The organism is Brachybacterium sp. NBEC-018 (assembly GCF_024860185.1).
GTDB classification, from domain to species: Bacteria; Actinomycetota; Actinomycetes; order Actinomycetales; family Dermabacteraceae; genus Brachybacterium; species Brachybacterium rhamnosum.
This window is the reverse complement of sequence record NZ_CP100650.1, coordinates 357,028-373,796: the sequence shown is the minus strand read 5'-3', so window position 1 is coordinate 373,796 and position 16,769 is coordinate 357,028. Positions and strand designations below refer to the sequence as shown.

The following is a 16,769-nucleotide window of genomic DNA, read 5'->3' as shown; positions in this document are numbered from 1 at the left end:
AGGGGCCCCGTCACGGCCCCGGGAGGCCGGGGACCACCTCTTCACGGAAGGCCACCATGACCCACGTCGCCCTCGCCATCGCCGGATCCGAGGCCACCGGAGGCGCCGGCGCGCAGACGGACCTCAAGACGTTCCACCAGCTCGGCACCTTCGGCACCGCGGCGCTCACCTGCATCGTCTCCTTCGATCCGAAGAACGACTGGGGCCACCGCTTCGTCCCCGTCGAGCCGCAGGTCATCCGCGACCAGATCGAGGCGACCACCGCGGTGCACGACATCGACACGGTGAAGATCGGCATGCTCGGCACGCCCGCCACGATCGACGCGGTCGCCGCCTCCCTCGCGGAGCGCGACTTCACGAACGTCGTCCTGGACCCGGTGCTCATCTGCAAGGGCCAGGAGCCCGGTGCCGCGCTGGACACGGACAACGCGCTCAAGGAGAAGATCCTGCCGCTCGCCACGTTCGTCACCCCGAACCACTTCGAGACGCTCTCCCTCTCCGGTATGGAGTCGATCGAGACCGTCGAGGACCTCACCGAGGCCGCGAAGCGCATCCACGACACCTACGACGTCACCGTCCTCGCCAAGGGCGGCGTGGTCCTCCCCGGCGTCGACGCGGTGGACGTGTTCTACGACGGCGAGCAGATCGTCCAGCTGGCGAGCCCCAAGATCGGCGAGGAGCGGGTCTCCGGCGCCGGCTGCACCCTCGCCGCCGCCGTCACCGCGGAGCTCGCGAAGGGCGCGAGCGAGCTCGAGGCCGCGCGCGCCGCGAAGGCCGTGGTCACGAGCTCGATCGAGAACCGCCAGGGCGGCCACGCCCCCTTCGAGGCCGTCTACCAGGGCGCCTACCGGGCCTGACCCGCCCGGCCCGCCCCGGCGGCGGCCCGGCCCGCCGCCGGGCCCACGGGACGTCTTCGTACGGGTCCCCTCGAGAACGGGGGTGACCCGTACGAAGAGGTCCCGTGCTCGTCCGGGCGCCCCCGCCGCCCCGCCGCCGCACCGTCCCGGCGAGGTCACGGAAGCGTCCCGGATCCCGGCCATCCGGTCATGGAAGTGGACAACTGCCCGTGATCTGCACAGGATCGGGACATGGATCACTCCCGACCCACCCCCGATCCGACGCCCGATCCGGCCGTCGAGGCGTCCGCGCAGGCCGCGGAGCCAACCGCGCCGGCCGCCGATCAGCCGCCGTTGATCTCCGTGCGCGGCGTGAGCAAGCACTTCGGGGACTTCATCGCGCTGAACGACGTGGACCTCGACGTGCGCCGCGGCGAGGTCGTCGCGGTGATCGGCGCCTCGGGCTCGGGCAAGTCGACCCTGTGCCGCTGCATCAACCGCCTGGAGACGATCACCTCCGGCGAGATCCGCATCGACGGCGAGCTGCTGCCGGAGGAGGGCCGCGAGCTCACCCGGCTCCGCTCCGACGTCGGCATGGTGTTCCAGTCCTTCAACCTCTTCCCGCACCTGCGCGCGATCGACAACATCACGCTCGGCCCGCGCAAGGTGCGCGGCGCCTCGAAGGCGGAGGCCGAGCAGCGGGCGCGCGAGCTGCTCGAGCGGGTGGGTCTCGCGGACAAGGCGCACAGCCTCCCCGCGGAGCTCTCCGGCGGGCAGCAGCAGCGCGTCGCGATCGCCCGGGCGCTCGCCATGGACCCCAAGGCGCTGCTCTTCGACGAGCCGACGTCGGCCCTGGACCCCGAGGTGATCAACGAGGTCCTCGACGTCATGGGCTCCCTCGCCGAGCGCGGCATGACGATGCTCGTGGTCACGCACGAGATGGGCTTCGCCCGCCACGTGTGCGACCGCGTCGTGTTCATGGACCGCGGCGAGATCGTCGAGGAGGGCGAGCCCGAGCAGTTCTTCACCGCCCCGCGCACGAAGCGGGCCCGGGACTTCCTCTCCACGATCCTCCCGCACTGACCCCATCCCGTTCCCTCGACCCCAGGAGCTCCTCATGACCCGCCAGATCCGTCCCGGCCGCCGTTCCCTGCTCGCCGCCGCGGCCGCCGTGCCCGCGGTCGCCGCCCTCGCCGCCTGCTCCTCCGACTCGTCCGACGCCCCGTCCCTCGACGGCTCGGCGGCGAGCGACGGCGGCGCGGCGAGCGGCGAGTACGACGCCGTCATCGCCGGCGGCCCCGTCGCGGAGGACTCCGCGATCTCCGGCAGCGCCTGGGCGAGCGCGATCAAGGAGAAGGGCAAGCTCGTGCGCGGCGGCACCACCGCCAACCAGGTCTTCTCGATCATCGACCCGTCGACCGACAAGGTCACCGGCTTCGACGCCGGCATCACCCAGCTGCTCGCGCGCTACATCCTCGGCGAGGGCGGCGAGGAGAAGGTCGAGTACATCGACACGACCGTCGAGACCCGCGAGACGATGGTCCAGAACGACACCGTGGACTGCGTCATCGCGACCTACTCGATCACCGCCGAGCGCCTCGAGAAGATCGACTTCGCGGGCCCGTACTACCTCTCCGGCACCTCCATCCAGGTGCGCACCGAGGACAAGGACTCGATCACCGGCCCCGCGGACCTCACCGGCAGGAAGCTCGTCACCCAGTCCAACTCGACCGGCATCCAGGCGATCGAGGACAACGTGACGGACCCGGGCGACGTCGAGACCCTCGCGGACAACGAGTCCTGCGTCGCCGCGCTCAAGCAGAAGCGCGTGGACGCCTACGTGCTCGACCAGGGCGTGCTGCTCGGCAACTCGAAGGCCGACCCGGACGTCACCGTGGTGGGGGAGCCCTTCACCGAGGACCCCTACGGGATCGGGCTGAACAAGGAGCACGCGGACGCCCTCGAGCTCGTCAACGCCTTCCTCGAGGCGATCGAGTCCGACGGCACCTGGAAGAAGCTCTACGAGGCGACCATCGGCCAGGTCATCGAGGGCGACGCCCCCGAGCCGCCCACCGTCGGCGACCTCCCCGCCTGAGGCGACCCGGATGCAGATCCTCGTCGAGAACTGGCCCCTGCTGCTGCAGGGCATCGGCACCACGATCGCCCTGACGCTGCTCGGCTACGCCTTCGCGCTGGTCCTGGGCACCGTGGTCGCGGTGTGCCGGGTCAGCCCGATCCCGCCGCTGCGCTGGGCGGGGACGGTGTACGTCGAGATCTTCCGGAACATCCCGCTGCTGAGCCTGCTGATCCTGCTCGCCTTCGGGCTGCCGGACGCGGGCCTCGTGCTGCCGTACTTCTGGTGCGGCGTGCTGGGCCTGACCCTCTCGAGCGCCGCGTTCGTGGGGGAGAACATCCGCTCGGGCATCAACACGGTGCCCGTGGGCCATGCGGAGGCGGCCCGCTCGATCGGCCTGGGCTTCTTCGGGGTGCTGCGCTTCGTGGTGCTGCCGCAGGCGTTCCGCACGATGGTCCAGCCGCTCGTGAACGTCTTCATCGGCACGCTGATCGGCTCCTCGCTGTGCGCGGCGATCTCCGTCGGCGAGACCACGTACGTCACGCAGCAGCTGAACATCCGCTCGGCGGAGGCGGTGCTGCTGTTCCTCGTGGCGGGCGTCGTCTACCTCGCGCTGTCGCTGCTCGCGGCCTACGGCGGGCGCCGCCTCGAGGCGCGCCTCGCGCCGGGCGGCTCGGGCCGGCTGCGACCGTCCGTGCGGCTCCAGGGGGCGGCGCAGGCATGAGCACCCGCAGCGCGAGCGCCACCCAGGTGCTCTTCGACGCGCCCGGCCCTCGCGGCCGGGCCCGGATCCGTCTCCTCTCCGTCCTCTCGGTGCTGGCCATCGCCGCCGTGCTGGGGCTGGGGCTGTGGCAGTTCGGCCGCAACGGCCAGCTCGCGGCCGACAAGTGGCTGCCGTACCTGCGCCGCGACTACCTCGCCTTCCTCGGCGAGGGGCTGCTGGGCACCCTGCGGGCGACGGCGGTCGCGGCCGTGGTCGCCTTCCCCTTCGGCCTGCTGCTCGCGCTGGGCCGGCTGTCCCGGCTGCGCGTGCTGAGCGCGGTCGCCGCGGCGTGGATCGAGTTCTTCCGCGGCATCCCGATGCTGCTCGTGGTCTACGCGTTCCTGCTGGCCCTGCCCGCCTACGGGGTGACCTTCCCGCGCTTCTGGATGCTCGTGATCCCGATGATCCTCGTGAGCTCCGCGACGACGGCGGAGGTGTTCCGGGCGGGGATCCGGGCGGTGGACCGCGGCCAGCACGAGGCGGGGGCGGCGATCGGCCTCACCTCGGGGCAGACCATGAGCGCGGTGATCCTGCCGCAGGCGGTGCGGCTCGTGCTGCCGAGCCTCGTGCTCGCGCTCGTGAGCCTGCTGAAGGACTCGACGCTCGGGTACGTGGTGAGCGTGAACGAGCTGCAGTTCCAGGGCAAGACGATGGTCTCGATCACCCGCTACCTGGTGCAGACCTATCTCGTGGTCTCCGGGATCTACATCGTGCTGAACATCCTGCTCACGCGCGCCGCGCACCTGCTCGACGCCCGCATGCGGCGCCGTGCCGCGACGGGCTGAGACCTCCCCGGAAGGGCCCCTCCATGTGCCGACTCCTCGGCGTCGTCAGCTCCACCCCGCGCCCGCTCGAGCGGATCGTGCCGGCGGAGCTGCCCCTGTTCACCGCGCTCTCGGAGCGGCACAAGGACGGCTGGGGCGTGGCCTGGTACCCGGATCCGCACCGCTCCCGCACGCCGGAGCTGCGCAAGGGCACGGACACGGCGCTCGCCTCGAACGCCTACGGGGACGCGATCGCGGAGGCCCGCGGCGAGGTGATCGCGGTGCACCTGCGCCGGGCGAGCGTGGGCCTCGCCCTCGAGCTCACGAACACGCACCCCTTCGTGGAGGGGGAGGTGACCTTCAGCCACAACGGCCAGTTCGACCTCTCCCCGGAGCTGCGGGAGCGGATCCTCGCGCGCGGCGGGCGCCGCCCCGAGGGCACGACGGACTCGGAGCTGTTCCTCTCGCTGATCACCGCGCATGCGCGGGAGGCGGGGGCCGACGGTCCGACGCCGCAGGACTGGGCGCTCGCCGTGCAGCGCGCCGCGGCGGAGCTCACCGCCTGGCTCGAGGAGATCGCGGGCCGGCCGCCGGAGTCCTTGAACTGCCTGCTCACCACGCCGGACGCGCTCATCGCCTATGCCCGGCACGATCCGGCGCAGGCCCCCGCGGATCAGCCCCGCGAGGTCTACGACCTGCGCTGGCGCCAGGACACCGAGGGGGTGCTCGTGAGCTCCACCGGCTACGAGCAGGCGGACTTCGCGACCCTGCCGCAGGGCGGGGCGCTGAGCATCGGCCGCACCACGCTCGCCGTCACCGAGCACCCGCCGCTCTGAGCAGGGCCCCGCGGCACGGCGCCGAGCGGCAGGCGGCTCAGCGGCCGCGGGCGAGGCGGAACACGGCGGAGTCGTCCTGCCGGCCGAGCCCCGCCTGCTTCCCGCGCTGGTAGATCTGCTCCGCGGCGGCGGCGAGCGGGATGGGCTGCCCGGCGGTGCGGGCCGCGTCGGTCACGAGGGCCATGTCCTTGACGAAGATGTCGAGGGCGGAGCGCACCTCGGGCTCCTCCTCGGCGATCATGCGCGCGCCGCGGTCGGAGAACATGAAGGAGGCGGCGGCGCCCGCGCCGAGCACCTCGTGCACCTGCGCGAGGTCGAGGCCCATCGCGTCGGCGAGGGCGAGGGCCTCGCCGGCGGCGGCGATGTGCACGCCGCACAGCAGCTGGTTGACGGCCTTGAAGCGCTGGCCGTCGCCCACACGTCCGCCCACGACGGGTGCGGTCGCGGCGAGCAGGTCCAGGAGGGGCCGCACGGCGGCGACGGGGGCGTCGGCCCCGCCCACCATGATGAGCAGCTCGCCGGTGCCGGCGCGCGCGGTGCCGCCGGAGACGGGGGCGTCGACCACCCCGGCGATGCGCCCTTCGAGGCCCGCGGCGGCGGCCTCGACGGCGGCGGGGCCGACGGTCGAGAGGACGAGCAGCACGGCATCCGGATCGAGGGCGCCCGCGATGCCGCCCTCGCCGTGGAGCAGCTCCTCGAGCTGGGTGGGGGTCGCGACCATGACGGCGACGACGCCTGCCCCGGCCACGGCCTCGCGGGCGCTCGCGGCGGCGGTGACGGCGGGGGCGAGGGCGGGTGCCGCCTGGGGGTTCACGTCGAAGGCGGTGACGGGCACGCCGGACTCGCCGAGCCGGCGGGCCATCGGCGCGCCCATGGCGCCGAGCCCGATCCAGGCGACGCGCGGGAGGGCGGGGGAGTGATCGGGGTGCTCAGGCATGGCGTGCTCCGTCGGTCGTGGTGCTGGTGGGGGTGGAGGAGGCGGGCGTCGCGGCGCGCAGGCGCTCGACGACCTCCGCGAGGGCGTCGTCCCCGCCCACGTTCCCGGGGAAGACGACGTAGGGCATGCCGAGCACCTCGGGCGGCGCCTCGCGCGGCGTGAACAGGGAGATCTGGCCGGGGAAGAACTGCCCGGCGACCACCGCGCGGCGGATCCCGAGCCCCGAGGCGGCGACCTCGTGGGAGGTGATGCCGCCCTTGGCGATCACCCAGGAGGGGCGGTCGCCGCGCAGCGCGGCGACGAGCTCGACGACGGCGTCGGAGACGCTGCGGGCGATCGCGAGGGAATCCGCGCCGTCCTCGCCGCGCACGAGGTCGCGGCTCGTGGAGAGCACGACGTCCTGCTCGCGGAGCGCCGCGCGCACCGCCTCGAGGGCCTCGCGCAGGTGCGTGCCGCGGGTCAGCGGGTCCAGCAGCGCGGGCACCGAGAGCTCGACCTCCGCGTGCCCGCCCCGCTCCTGCAGCACGCCCAGCTGCCGGGTCGTGAGGCCCACGTGCGAGCCGACGACGACGAGGCCGTGGCCGGCGCGGTCCGCGGGCACCTCGAGGTCCTCCGCGGTGAGCACGCGGGCGCCGCGCTGCCCGGCGAGGGGCCGCACGAAGCTCGGGGCGCAGCGGGTGAGCAGGGTGCGGCCGCTCGCCTCGAGACGGGTCACGGCCTCGGCGACGACCTCGAGGTCGGCGTACTCCTCGGCGTCGACCGCGATCCATCGGCCCCCGCGCGCCGCGCCGAGGATCTCCTCGACGCGGTCCGCGCCGCCGCCGCGGATGTCCTCGAGGTCCACGCGCAGCACCTCCGGGGCGGGGACGGTCCCGCCGGAGCGCTCCTCGAGGAAGCCGGGGAGGTCCGAGCGGGTGTAGCCGAAGGTCGCGTCGCGGGCGAAGTCGGTCTCCGCGACGGGGAGCCGCTCGCCCTGGACGAGGGCGTGGTGCGTGCCGTGGGTGGTGGTGCGGCCGGCCTCGATCATCGCGGGGACCAGCAGGATCCCGTCGACCTCCCGCCCGTGGTGGGCGAGGGCGGCGGCGATCGCGGCGGGCTCGGCGATGACGTGCCCGCGCAGGGTCGAGTCGGAGCGGGAGACGACGTGCAGGCTCGCAGGGTCCACGCCCGCGGCGATCACGCCGTCCACGAGCTCCGCGGCGAGCCCGGCGGCTTCGGCCTCCTCGAGCGCGCGGCTGTTGGTGAGCACGAAGCAGGTCGAGCCGGGCTCGGCGAGGGCCGCGGCGGCGAGCGCGGCGTCCGGGCCGAGCACGACGTCCACCCCGGCCACGCACTGGGAGCCGGTCGGGTCGTCGTCGAGGACGAGCAGGCGGCGGTCGGTGGTCATGAGGGGTGTCCTTCCGGAGGGTGCGGTGTGAGCGGGGCGGGCGCGGTCAGAGCAGGGCGACGACCGGCCACAGGGCCGCCACGATGCCGAGCCCCACGATCGAGGTGGCGGTCGTCGCGACGGTGTAGGAGCGCAGCGCCGCGCCGGTGGGGACCTGGAAGTAGCGGCTCCACACCCAGAACAGCGAGTCGTTGACGTGGGAGAGCGCCATCGACCCCACGCCGATCGTCACGGCGACGAGCGCGATCTGCGGGGCGTCGAGGCCGGCGGAGACGGTCATCGGCGCGATGAGCGGGGCGGTCGTGAGGGTCGAGACGGTCGCGGAGCCCTGGGCGGCGCGGATGAACGCGGCGAGCAGCCAGGCGAGCAGCAGGATCGGCAGGCCCGTGCCCACGAGCACGTCGGAGACGGCGCCCGCCACACCGGTGCTCGCGAGCACGTGGCCGAAGGTGCCGCCCGCGCCGGTGATGAGGATGACGGCGGCGGTCGCGGGCAGCGCGGCGGCGAGCACGTCCTCCACGCGGCTGGCGCCCCAGCCGCGGCGCAGGCCCAGGGTCCAGATCGCGAGCAGCACGCCGAGGAGGAGCGCCATGGGGGAGGCACCGACGAGGCCCAGCACGTCCCGCAGCAGGTTCCCCTCGGGCAGGACGAGCGCGGAGACCGTGCCGGCCATGATGAGCAGCAGCGGCACGAGGATGACGGTGAGCACGAGGCCCACGCCGGGGGCGCCCGCATGCCCCTCGCCGTCGTGTCCCTCGCCGTCGTGCGCCGCGCCCTCGTCGTTCCCGGTGCCGGCGGCGAGCGTGCCCTCCGCGGGCACGGCGGAGTGGATGCGCCCGGCGAGGAACCCGCTGAGCACCTGCGCGAACAGCCACATGAGCACGGCGGGGACGAGGCCGATGAGCAGGACGAGGCCGACGTCGGCCCCCATCAGCTCGGCGCCGCCCACGATCCCCGGGTGCGGCGGCAGCACGACGTGCACCGTCAGCAGGGCCATGACGGTGGGCAGGGCGTAGGTGAGCATGTTGACGCGGCCGGGGAGGCGGCGCGCGACGGCGAGCACGATCGGCACGAGCACGATCGTGGCGACGTCGACGAAGACGGGGATGCCGAAGAGGAAGGACGCGGCGCCGAGGGCCCAGGGGGCGCGGCGCTCGCCGAAGGCGCGCAGCAGGGCTCGGGCGAGGACCTCGGCGCCGCCGGAGAGCTCGACGATCTTGCCGAGCATGGCGCCGAGCGTGACGATCAGGGCGACCGAGCCGAGGGTCTTGCCCATGCCCTCCTGGAGCAGCGGGACCACGTCGCCGAGCGGGACGCCCGCGACGAGCGCGAGCGCCACGGAGACCAGCAGCAGGGCGATGAACGGGTGGGCGCGCGCCCTGATGATCAGGACCAGGATCGCGGCGACGGAGGCGAGGCCCAGCAGGACCAGCACGGTGGGTGACATGACATCCTCATCGACATCGGGGGCAGGCCGCTTCCCGCGGACCTGTCAGATATCAGATAAGTTAGGGGTGAGCCGGGATGCTGTCAACGCGACCGGCCCGGACGAGCACGGCGATCGAGCGGACCCACGGGGAGGAGCGGCGATGAAGGCACCGGACCGCGCCCGGGGCGAGATCCTCGAGGCCATCGCCGCGGGAGAGCTCGTCGTCGGCGACCCGCTGCCCTCCGAGGCGCACCTCGCCGAGCGCTGCGGCGTCTCCCGCCTCACCGTGCGCGAGGCCGTGAGCACCCTCGCCGCCGCAGGCGTGCTCGACGTGCAGCAGGGCCGGCGCGGCCGCATCGCCCCGCCCGAGCGCTGGTCCGTGCTCGACCCCGCCGTGCTCGCCGTCCGCGCCCGCCTCACGGGGGACACCGCGGCCGTCGTCGCCGAGCTCATGGACGCGCGCCGCGTGCTCGAGGTCGGCATCGCGCGCCTCGCCGCGCCCCGCATCACCGAGGCGCACCTCGAGAGCCTGCGCCGCCAGATCGAGATCATGGAGGCGGAGGTCGACGGCGACGCCGAGCGCACCGCCCGGGCCGACGTCGCCTTCCACGAGGTGATCGTCGACGCCGCCGCGAACCCCTATCTCACCGGCGCCTTCGCCCCGCTGCAGGAGGTCCTGCTGAGCGTGCGCGTGCGCACCTCGACGCCCCGGCCCGTGCGGGTCGCGGCGATCGGCTGGCACCGCACCCTGCTCGACGCCCTCGCCGCCCGGGACGCCGACGCCGCCGAGCGCGCCATGTCCGGCCACATGGAGCAGACGGCCGCCGCGACCGACGGCGTCTCCCTCGACTGACCCGCCCAGCACCGACCGCACACCCGAACCGACCGCACCGTCCGAAGGAGCACCATGCGCATCGTCGTCACCGGAGGAGCCGGATTCCTCGGCACCCTCGTCACCGAGGCCCTGCTGGCCGGAGGGACCGCCCGCGAGGTGGTCTCCCTCGACCTCGCCCCCTCCCGCGTGCAGGACCCGCGGGTGCGCTCGGTCGTCGGCGACCTCACCGACCCCGCGGTCCTCGAGGACGCCCTGCCCGAGGGGACCGACGCCGTGCTCCACCTCGCCGCGGTGCTCTCCGGCGGCTCCGCGCAGGACTTCGACCTCTCCGAGCGCGTCAACCTCGACGGCACCCGCGCCCTGCTGGGCCGCGTGCGCGCGCTCTCCGCGCTCCGGGAGCAGCCGCTGCGCCTGGTGTTCACGAGCTCCCTCGCCGTGTTCGGCGGGGAGGTGCCGGAGATCGTCCCCGCCACCTGGGCCGCCCGTCCCGCCTCCACCTACGGCGCCTTCAAGGCGATCGGTGAGCTGCTCGTCGCCGAGCACACCCGCAAGGGCTTCGCCGACGGCCGCGTGTGCCGCCTGCCCACGATCGCCGTGCGCCCCGGCGCGCCGAACTCCGCCGCGAGCTCCTTCGCGAGCGGCATCATCCGCGAGCCGCTCCAGGGCGTGCCCTCGACCTGCCCCGTCCCGCACTCGACGCGGCTGTGGCTCGCGGGCCCGCGCACCGTCGTCGCGAACCTCGTCCACGCGCTCACCCTGCCGCCCGGCGCCCTCGGCGACTGGCCCGTGCTCGACCTGCCCGGTCTCACCGTCACGGTGGGGGAGATGCTCGCGTCCCTCGAGCGCGCGGGCGGCGCGGAGGCGCGGGCCCTCGTGACCGACGAGCCGGACCCGGCGGTCGAGGAGATCGTCGGCTCCTGGCCCGGCGCCTTCGACGTCGAGCGCGCCCTCGCCCTCGGCTTCGGGCAGGACGCGTCCTTCGACGACCTCGTCGCCGAGTTCGTGGAGGACCACCTGCGCTGATCCGGCCCGGCCCGGCGGGTCAGGGCAGCAGCACCATCTTCCCGAGCGCCTCGCCGGACTCCATGAGCGCATGCGCGCGCGGCGCCTCCTCGAGCGGGAACGCCCGCCACAGCGGCAGCGCGGCCCGGCCCGCGGCGACGTCGTCCACGTAGTCCTGGAGCACGCTCGCGGGGAGGTCGGAGGCCTCGCCGCCGTAGGCGCTCAGGCGCACCCCGCGCGGCAGGAAGCCGATCGGGTAGAAGTCCTCGAGGATCCACCGGTTCGAGAGCATGCCCGTGAAGCAGCCGGTCCCGCGCTCGCGCACGCACTCGAGGGTGTCGCGCAGGGTCGGGGCGCCCACGAGCTCGAGCGCGGAGTCCACGCCGCGGGGGACGAGCTCCCGCAAGCGCCCGGCGATATGGCCGTCGTCCACGACGACCTCGTCGACCCCGACCGCGCGCAGGGCCTCCGCCCGCTCGGCGCTGCGGGTCGTGGCGAGCACCCGGCTCGCGCCGAGACGCCGCGCGACGACCGCCGCGGCGAGCCCGACGGCGGAGGTCCCGCCGCGGATCAGCACCGTGTCCCCGGGGCCGACGTCCATGCCGAGGGTGAGCGCGCCGTACGCCGTCTGCAGCATCTCGGGGATCGCGCCGAGCTGCTCCCACGGCAGCGTGCTGCGCACCGGGATCACCTGCTCGCGGGGTACGCAGGCGAACTCGGCGTAGCCGCCGTCGAACGTGCGGCCCATCCCGCCCATCATCGTCACGACCGTCGTCCCCGGGGCCAGCTCGCCCGCGGGGTCGAGGTCGACCTCGCCGGTCGCCTCGATGCCGAGCACCCGGGGGAGCGTGACGCCCTCGGCGAGTCCGATCCGGGTGTGGAGCTCGGAGCGGTTCATGCCGGCGGCCCGCACCCGGATCCGCACCTGACCGGGACCGGGGGAGGGGACGGGCAGGGTGCGCAGGCGCAGCGCCTCGGGCGGTCCCGGGGCGTCCAGGACGATCGCGCGCATGATGGTCATGTCGTCTCCTCGGTGGGGGCGTCCTCGATCTGCTCGCGCAGCCAGGCGACCTCGGTGGCGCGCACGTCCCGGGCGATGCGGAGCATGCCGCGGCGGTAGGGGTCCTCGAGCTGGGCGGAGCGCAGGGGGCGGTCCTCGGCGTCGACGAAGAAGCTCCTGCCGCCCTCGAGGAAGGCGAGCCGGCGGCGCAGCACGGCCGTGCGCCCGTCGGGGTCGGGGAGGTGGGAGAGGAAGGCGAGGACGACGAAGAAGCGGGACTGGTCGCTCACGAGGGCGCCGTCGGCCCCGCGCAGGATCTCCTCGAGGCGCTCGCGGCCGGCGTCGGTGAGGGCGAGGGTGCGGCGCTCGGCCGCGGCGATGCGGGGCCGCTCGTCGACGGTCTCCGTGATCGCGCCGGCCTCGCGGAGCCGGCGGAGCGCGGGGTAGAGCGCGCCGTCGCTCACGGCGCGGGCGTGGCCGTGCAGCTGCTCCATGCGGCGGCGCAGCGCGTAGCCGTGCAGGGGGCCGTCGGCCAGGAGGCCGAGGATCATCAGCTCGATCACGAGAGGACCGTACCGCAGATACCTCGTTGCGAGGTACATCGTTTCGATGTATTTTTCTCGAGGCCGGGAAGAACCGCCGGCCACGTCCTGCCACGAGGGCGGTGATGCAGTAGTGTCGGCCGCGCACGTCCCTCGAACACCTGTACGACGCCCTGACTGACGCACCCCGCACGGGAGGCCCCGTTGATCGCCTTCGAGAACGTCGGCAAGACCTATCCCGACGGGACCATCGCCGTCGAGGACTTCAGCCTCGAGATCGCCTCCCACGAGGCCGTCGTGCTCGTGGGCACCTCCGGCTCCGGCAAGACCACCCTGCTGCGCATGATCAACCGCATGGTCGATCCCAGCAGCGGCCGCGTCGCGATCGACGGCGAGGACGTCGCCGGCCTCGACCCCGTGCGCCTGCGCCGGTCGATCGGCTACGTCATGCAGGCCTCCGGGCTGCTCCCGCACCGCAGCGTGCTCGACAACGTCACCACCGTCCCCGTGCTGCGCGGCACCTCCCGGCGCGAGGCCCGCTCCCGCGCCCTCGAGCTGCTCGAGACGGTGGGCCTGGACCCGGCCCTCGCCCGCCGCTACCCCTCCCAGCTCTCGGGCGGCCAGCAGCAGCGCGTGGGCGTCGCCCGCGCGCTCGCCGCGGATCCGAACATCCTGCTCATGGACGAGCCCTTCGGCGCGGTGGACCCGATCGTCCGCGCGGACCTCCAGCAGGAGATGCTGCGGATCCAGAAGGAGCTGCACAAGACGATCGTCTTCGTCACCCACGACATCGACGAGGCCTTCCTGCTCGGCGACCGCGTCGTGCTGCTGCGCCCCGGCGGCGTCGTCGCCCAGCAGGGCACCCCGCAGGAGATCCTCGCCGCCCCGGCGGACGACTTCGTGCGCAGCTTCGTCGGCGCGGACCGCGGCACCCGCACCCTCCACGTCGAGGAGGTCGGCGGCCGCCGCGTCGTCGTCGACGCCGACGGCCGCGCCGCGGGCGTCCTCGAGGCCCCCGCCGGCGGGGCGGCCCGCGCATGACCTGGGTCCTCGAGAACCTCGACCTGCTCGGCTCCCGCCTGCTCGCCCACGTCCTCCAGGCGATCCCGCCGATCCTGCTCGCCTTCGTCCTCTCCCTGCCGATCGCGAAGCTCATCGCCGCGCGCGGCTGGCTGCGCACCTCCCTCACCGCGGGCGCCGGGCTGCTCTACGCGATCCCCTCGCTGCCCCTGTTCATCGTGCTGCCGCTGTTCCTCGGCACCTCGATCCGCAGCCCCCTGAACATCGTCGTCGCGCTCACGATCTACGGCCTCGCCCTCATGGTGCCGAGCGCCTCGGAGGCCCTGCGCGCCGTCAGCGGGGACACGCTGCGCGCCGCGACCGCCCAGGGATACGCCCCCCTCCAGCGGTTCTGGCAGGTCGAGCTGCCGCTCGCGGGGCCCGCCCTCGTCGCCGGGCTGCGCGTCCTCGCCGTCTCCACCGTGTCCCTCGTGACCGTGGGCGGCGTGCTCGGCGTGCCGAGCCTCGGCATGCTCTTCATCGACGGCTTCCAGCGTGACCTGCTCGAGGAGATCCTCTCCGGGATCGTGCTCACCGTGGCCCTCGCCCTGCTGCTGGACCTGCTGATCGTCCTCGGCGCCCGGATCGCCCTGCCCTGGGCGCGCACCCCGCGTCGGAAGGGGGCGCGATCATGACGCAGCTCCTCGAGGCCCTCGCCTGGCTCGCCGACCCCACCCGCTGGTCCGGCCCCGGCTCGATCCCCGTGCGCCTGCTCGAGCACCTCTGGTACACGCTGCTGGGCGTCGGCATCGCCGCGCTCGTCGCGATCCCGGTGGGACTGCTCGTCGGGCACACCCGCCGCGGCCGCGGCCCCGTCGTCGCGCTCAGCGGCGCCGCCCGCGCCCTGCCCACCCTGGGCCTCGTGACCCTCTTCGGGCTGTGGCTCGGGATCGGCCTCACCGCGCCCGTGCTCGCCTTCGTGATCCTCGCGATCCCCTCGCTGCTCGCGGGCGCCTACTCCGCGTGCGAGGCCGTGGACCCGCGCACCGTGGACGCCGCCCGCGCCCAGGGCATGACCGAATGGCAGATCCTCACCCGGGTCGAGGTCCCGCTCGGCCTGCCGCTGCTGATCGGCGGGGTGCGGCTCGCTGCCGTGCAGGTCGTCGCGACGGTCATGCTCGCGAGCTACATCGGCAACGGCGGCCTGGGGCGCTTCATCTTCCTGGGCCTGAACCTCTCCGACTACCCGCAGATGCTCGGCGGGTCGATCCTCGTGGTCGCCCTCGCGCTCGTCATCGACCTCGCCCTGCGCCTCGTGGAGCGGCTCACCGCCCCGCGCGGCGCCGCCCGCACCTGACCCGGCTCCACCCGCCCCTCACCCGATCCGCCCCGCCCGCGTCCAGGAGGACACCATGACCGCATCCCGCACCCCCCGTCCCTCGCGCGGCCCCGCCCTGGGCCGGCGCTCCTTCGCCGCGCTCGCGGGCACCGGCCTCGTCGCCGCCGGCGCCGCGGCCTGCTCGAACGAGGACCCCCTCGCGAAGGAGTCCGGCTCCGGCTCCGGCGGGTCGTCCGACGGCGGCGGCCCCGCGACCGGTGCCCTCGTCATCGGCTCGCAGCAGTACTACTCCAACGAGATCATCGCCGAGCTGTTCGCGCAGGTCCTCGAGGACTCCGGCGCGAGCGTCGAGCGGCAGTACCAGATCGGTCAGCGGGACGTGTACATGCCGGAGCTCGAGTCCGGGGCGATCGACCTTCTCCCCGAGTACCTCGGGAACCTCCTGCAGTACCTCGACGAGTCCGCCGCGACCGGCACGGCCGACGATCTCGCGACCGCCCTCGGCGAGGCCCTCCCGGACGGCCTGCGCGTGCTGCCCCACGCGGAGGCCACCGACCAGGACTCCTACACGACGACCAAGGACTTCGCCTCCCAGAACCAGCTCGCCGCGATCGGCGACCTCGCCGGGGTGGAGGACCTCAAGATCGCCGCGAACCCCGAGTTCGAGGAGCGCCCCTACGGCCCCCAGGGCGCGAAGAGCGTCTACGACGCCGACATCACCGTCGTCCCCGTCTCCGACTCCGGCGGCCCCCTCACCCTGCAGGCGCTGCTCGACGGCACCACGCAGCTCGCGGACATCTACACCGCGGATCCCTCGATCGCGGAGAACGACCTCGTCACCCTCGAGGACCCGGAGTCGATGATCCTGCCGCAGAACGTCGCCCCGCTCGTCTCGAAGCGGATCGACGAGGACGCCGCCGCCGCGATCAAGACGGTCACCGACGTCCTCACCACCGAGGAGCTCATCGCGCTGAACACGAAGAGCGTCACCGACAAGCAGGACTCCGCGACGATCGCGAAGGCGTGGCTCACCGAGAAGGGTCTGCTGGGCTCATGAGCACGCCGGGCGTCCCCGGGACGGACGACGGCGTGGCCGACGAGGCGGTCGCCGGGACGGTCGACGGCGCCGCGGCGCCGGTCCACGCGCGGATCGCCGTCACCGGCGCGAGCGGTCAGCTCGGCGGTCGGGTCGCGGCGCTCCTCGCGCAGACCGGGCTGGGCGCCGACCTGCGGCTCGTGGTCCGCTCCGCCGAGCGCGCCCCGCGGATCGACGGGGCCGAGGTCGCCGTCGCGACCTACGGGGACCTCGAGGCCTGCACCGCCGCCTTCGCCGGGGTGGAGACGCTGCTGCTCGTCTCCGCCGGGGAGAGCGCGGACAGGGTGGACCAGCACCGCACCGCGGTCACGGCCGCCGCGGCGGCGGGTGTGCGCCACCTCGTCTACACCTCGTTCACGGGCGCGTCCTCGGACGCCGAGTTCACCCTCGCCCGGGACCACGGCGCCACCGAGGACGCGATCCGCGAGGCGGCGGAGGCCACCGGTCTGCTCTGGACCCTGCTGCGGGACTGCTTCTACCTCGACGTGCTGCAGCCCTGGGCGGGGGAGGACCGCACGCTCCGCGGCCCCGCCGGCGAGGGGCGCTGCGCCTTCGTCGCGCGGGAGGACGTCGCCCAGGTCGCCGCGCGGATCCTCGCGGCCCCGTCGGCCTTCGCGGGGAGGGTCCTCGAGCTCACGGGCGCGGAGGCGCCCACGCTGAGGGAGGTCGCCCGGCGGCTCACGGCCGCGACCGGGCTCGAGCACCGCTACGTCGACGAGACGATGGAGGAGGCGCGGGCCTCGCGCGCGCCCTACGGGGCGCCGGACTGGGAGGTCGACGCCTGGATCAGCACGTACACCGCGATCGCCTCCGGTGCGCTCGCCGCGGTGAGCGGGCACGTGGCGGAGGTGCTGGGCCGCGAGCCGCTGCGCCTCGAGGACGTCGTCCGGGCCTGAGCCGACGACCCGCCGCTGACCAGCAGGAACGACC

Annotated in this window: 18 protein-coding genes; 13 read left to right on the top strand and 5 right to left on the bottom strand. The window is 74.2% G+C overall.

Annotation, left to right across the window (positions count from 1 at the left end):
• Nucleotides 1-56 precede the first annotated feature (56 nt).
• The 6 genes from NLU66_RS01710 to NLU66_RS01685 all read left to right on the top strand — a co-directional run bounded on the left by NLU66_RS01710 (nucleotide 57) and on the right by NLU66_RS01685 (nucleotide 5,273).
• The gene (locus tag NLU66_RS01710; protein ID WP_259361229.1) at nucleotides 57-857 is read left to right on the top strand and encodes a hydroxymethylpyrimidine/phosphomethylpyrimidine kinase; all 801 of its coding nucleotides are present in this window, start codon (nucleotides 57-59) and stop codon (nucleotides 855-857) included.
• Between the two features lie 231 nt (nucleotides 858-1,088).
• A complete protein-coding gene (locus tag NLU66_RS01705; protein WP_323374436.1) occupies nucleotides 1,089-1,919 on the top strand; it encodes an amino acid ABC transporter ATP-binding protein in 831 nt (276 codons plus the stop codon).
• Nucleotides 1,920-1,953: 34 nt separating this feature from the next.
• Nucleotides 1,954-2,931, top strand: coding sequence for a glutamate ABC transporter substrate-binding protein (locus NLU66_RS01700; protein WP_259361228.1), 978 nt, complete (start codon nucleotides 1,954-1,956; stop codon nucleotides 2,929-2,931).
• 10 nt (nucleotides 2,932-2,941) lie between these two features.
• Nucleotides 2,942-3,634 (top strand): amino acid ABC transporter permease, encoded by a 693-nt coding sequence (locus tag NLU66_RS01695; protein WP_137769207.1) that lies wholly within the window; start codon nucleotides 2,942-2,944, stop codon nucleotides 3,632-3,634.
• The gene (locus NLU66_RS01690; RefSeq protein ID WP_137769206.1) at nucleotides 3,631-4,458 is read left to right on the top strand and encodes an amino acid ABC transporter permease; all 828 of its coding nucleotides are present in this window, start codon (nucleotides 3,631-3,633) and stop codon (nucleotides 4,456-4,458) included. The genes NLU66_RS01695 and NLU66_RS01690 overlap by 4 nt, the downstream gene beginning before the upstream one ends.
• A 23-nt stretch (nucleotides 4,459-4,481) precedes the next feature.
• On the top strand, nucleotides 4,482-5,273 hold the full coding sequence (locus NLU66_RS01685; RefSeq protein WP_259361227.1) for a class II glutamine amidotransferase: 792 nt from the start codon (nucleotides 4,482-4,484) through the stop codon (nucleotides 5,271-5,273).
• Nucleotides 5,274-5,310: 37 nt separating this feature from the next.
• On the opposite strand, the gene NLU66_RS01680 is transcribed toward NLU66_RS01685, so the two are convergent.
• The 3 genes from NLU66_RS01680 to NLU66_RS01670 are packed head-to-tail and all read right to left on the bottom strand — an operon-like array spanning nucleotide 5,311 to nucleotide 9,044.
• Nucleotides 5,311-6,210: an NAD(P)-dependent oxidoreductase gene (locus NLU66_RS01680; RefSeq protein WP_259361226.1), complete on the bottom strand. Its 900-nt coding sequence runs from the start codon at nucleotides 6,208-6,210 to the stop codon at nucleotides 5,311-5,313.
• Entirely contained in the window at nucleotides 6,203-7,597 is a 1,395-nt protein-coding gene (locus tag NLU66_RS01675; RefSeq protein ID WP_259361225.1) for a four-carbon acid sugar kinase family protein, read from the bottom strand. The genes NLU66_RS01680 and NLU66_RS01675 overlap by 8 nt, the downstream gene beginning before the upstream one ends.
• 46 nt (nucleotides 7,598-7,643) lie before the next feature.
• A complete protein-coding gene (locus NLU66_RS01670; RefSeq protein WP_259361224.1) occupies nucleotides 7,644-9,044 on the bottom strand; it encodes a gluconate:H+ symporter in 1,401 nt (466 codons plus the stop codon).
• A gap of 142 nt (nucleotides 9,045-9,186) precedes the next feature.
• Between NLU66_RS01670 and NLU66_RS01665 the strand changes: the two genes are divergently transcribed.
• A complete protein-coding gene (locus NLU66_RS01665; RefSeq protein WP_259361223.1) occupies nucleotides 9,187-9,879 on the top strand; it encodes a FadR/GntR family transcriptional regulator in 693 nt (230 codons plus the stop codon).
• A gap of 54 nt (nucleotides 9,880-9,933) precedes the next feature.
• Nucleotides 9,934-10,884: a D-erythronate dehydrogenase gene (gene denD, locus NLU66_RS01660; protein WP_259361222.1), complete on the top strand. Its 951-nt coding sequence runs from the start codon at nucleotides 9,934-9,936 to the stop codon at nucleotides 10,882-10,884.
• A gap of 19 nt (nucleotides 10,885-10,903) precedes the next feature.
• Here the strand turns inward: denD and NLU66_RS01655 are convergent, their stop codons facing one another.
• Together NLU66_RS01655 and NLU66_RS01650 are read right to left on the bottom strand one after the other, a co-directional pair.
• Nucleotides 10,904-11,884 (bottom strand): zinc-binding dehydrogenase, encoded by a 981-nt coding sequence (locus NLU66_RS01655; RefSeq protein ID WP_259361221.1) that lies wholly within the window; start codon nucleotides 11,882-11,884, stop codon nucleotides 10,904-10,906.
• Nucleotides 11,881-12,426: a PadR family transcriptional regulator gene (locus NLU66_RS01650; RefSeq protein ID WP_259361220.1), complete on the bottom strand. Its 546-nt coding sequence runs from the start codon at nucleotides 12,424-12,426 to the stop codon at nucleotides 11,881-11,883. Before NLU66_RS01650 ends, NLU66_RS01655 begins: the two co-directional genes overlap by 4 nt.
• A 183-nt stretch (nucleotides 12,427-12,609) precedes the next feature.
• Between NLU66_RS01650 and NLU66_RS01645 the strand changes: the two genes are divergently transcribed.
• From NLU66_RS01645 to NLU66_RS01625, 5 genes are read left to right on the top strand one after another with little or no spacing between them, the layout of a single operon-like run.
• Nucleotides 12,610-13,446 carry an ABC transporter ATP-binding protein gene (locus NLU66_RS01645; protein WP_259361219.1) on the top strand — a complete coding sequence of 279 codons (837 nt, stop codon included), beginning with the start codon at nucleotides 12,610-12,612 and terminating at the stop codon, nucleotides 13,444-13,446.
• Nucleotides 13,443-14,099 (top strand): ABC transporter permease, encoded by a 657-nt coding sequence (locus tag NLU66_RS01640; protein WP_259361218.1) that lies wholly within the window; start codon nucleotides 13,443-13,445, stop codon nucleotides 14,097-14,099. The genes NLU66_RS01645 and NLU66_RS01640 overlap by 4 nt, the downstream gene beginning before the upstream one ends.
• Entirely contained in the window at nucleotides 14,096-14,761 is a 666-nt protein-coding gene (locus NLU66_RS01635; RefSeq protein ID WP_259361217.1) for an ABC transporter permease, read from the top strand. Before NLU66_RS01640 ends, NLU66_RS01635 begins: the two co-directional genes overlap by 4 nt.
• 55 nt (nucleotides 14,762-14,816) lie before the next feature.
• Nucleotides 14,817-15,800, top strand: a complete 984-nt coding sequence (locus NLU66_RS01630) for an ABC transporter substrate-binding protein (RefSeq protein WP_259361216.1) — start codon at nucleotides 14,817-14,819, stop codon at nucleotides 15,798-15,800.
• Nucleotides 15,797-16,735, top strand: coding sequence for an NAD(P)H-binding protein (locus tag NLU66_RS01625; RefSeq protein ID WP_259361215.1), 939 nt, complete (start codon nucleotides 15,797-15,799; stop codon nucleotides 16,733-16,735). Before NLU66_RS01630 ends, NLU66_RS01625 begins: the two co-directional genes overlap by 4 nt.
• Nucleotides 16,736-16,769 lie beyond the last annotated feature (34 nt).

Bases quoted from the DNA above. Each gene is read 5' to 3' on its own strand.
- NLU66_RS01710 (WP_259361229.1), top strand. From the start codon at position 57: ATGACCCACGTCGCCCTCGCCATCGCCGGATCCGAGGCCACCGGAGGC.
- NLU66_RS01705 (WP_323374436.1), top strand. From the start codon at position 1,089: ATGGATCACTCCCGACCCACCCCCGATCCGACGCCCGATCCGGCCGTC.
- NLU66_RS01700 (WP_259361228.1), top strand. From the start codon at position 1,954: ATGACCCGCCAGATCCGTCCCGGCCGCCGTTCCCTGCTCGCCGCCGCG.
- NLU66_RS01695 (WP_137769207.1), top strand. From the start codon at position 2,942: ATGCAGATCCTCGTCGAGAACTGGCCCCTGCTGCTGCAGGGCATCGGC.
- NLU66_RS01690 (WP_137769206.1), top strand. From the start codon at position 3,631: ATGAGCACCCGCAGCGCGAGCGCCACCCAGGTGCTCTTCGACGCGCCC.
- NLU66_RS01685 (WP_259361227.1), top strand. From the start codon at position 4,482: ATGTGCCGACTCCTCGGCGTCGTCAGCTCCACCCCGCGCCCGCTCGAG.
- NLU66_RS01680 (WP_259361226.1), bottom strand. From the start codon at position 6,210: ATGCCTGAGCACCCCGATCACTCCCCCGCCCTCCCGCGCGTCGCCTGG.
- NLU66_RS01675 (WP_259361225.1), bottom strand. From the start codon at position 7,597: ATGACCACCGACCGCCGCCTGCTCGTCCTCGACGACGACCCGACCGGC.
- NLU66_RS01670 (WP_259361224.1), bottom strand. From the start codon at position 9,044: ATGTCACCCACCGTGCTGGTCCTGCTGGGCCTCGCCTCCGTCGCCGCG.
- NLU66_RS01665 (WP_259361223.1), top strand. From the start codon at position 9,187: ATGAAGGCACCGGACCGCGCCCGGGGCGAGATCCTCGAGGCCATCGCC.
- denD (WP_259361222.1), top strand. From the start codon at position 9,934: ATGCGCATCGTCGTCACCGGAGGAGCCGGATTCCTCGGCACCCTCGTC.
- NLU66_RS01655 (WP_259361221.1), bottom strand. From the start codon at position 11,884: ATGACCATCATGCGCGCGATCGTCCTGGACGCCCCGGGACCGCCCGAG.
- NLU66_RS01640 (WP_259361218.1), top strand. From the start codon at position 13,443: ATGACCTGGGTCCTCGAGAACCTCGACCTGCTCGGCTCCCGCCTGCTC.
- NLU66_RS01635 (WP_259361217.1), top strand. From the start codon at position 14,096: ATGACGCAGCTCCTCGAGGCCCTCGCCTGGCTCGCCGACCCCACCCGC.
- NLU66_RS01630 (WP_259361216.1), top strand. From the start codon at position 14,817: ATGACCGCATCCCGCACCCCCCGTCCCTCGCGCGGCCCCGCCCTGGGC.
- NLU66_RS01625 (WP_259361215.1), top strand. From the start codon at position 15,797: ATGAGCACGCCGGGCGTCCCCGGGACGGACGACGGCGTGGCCGACGAG.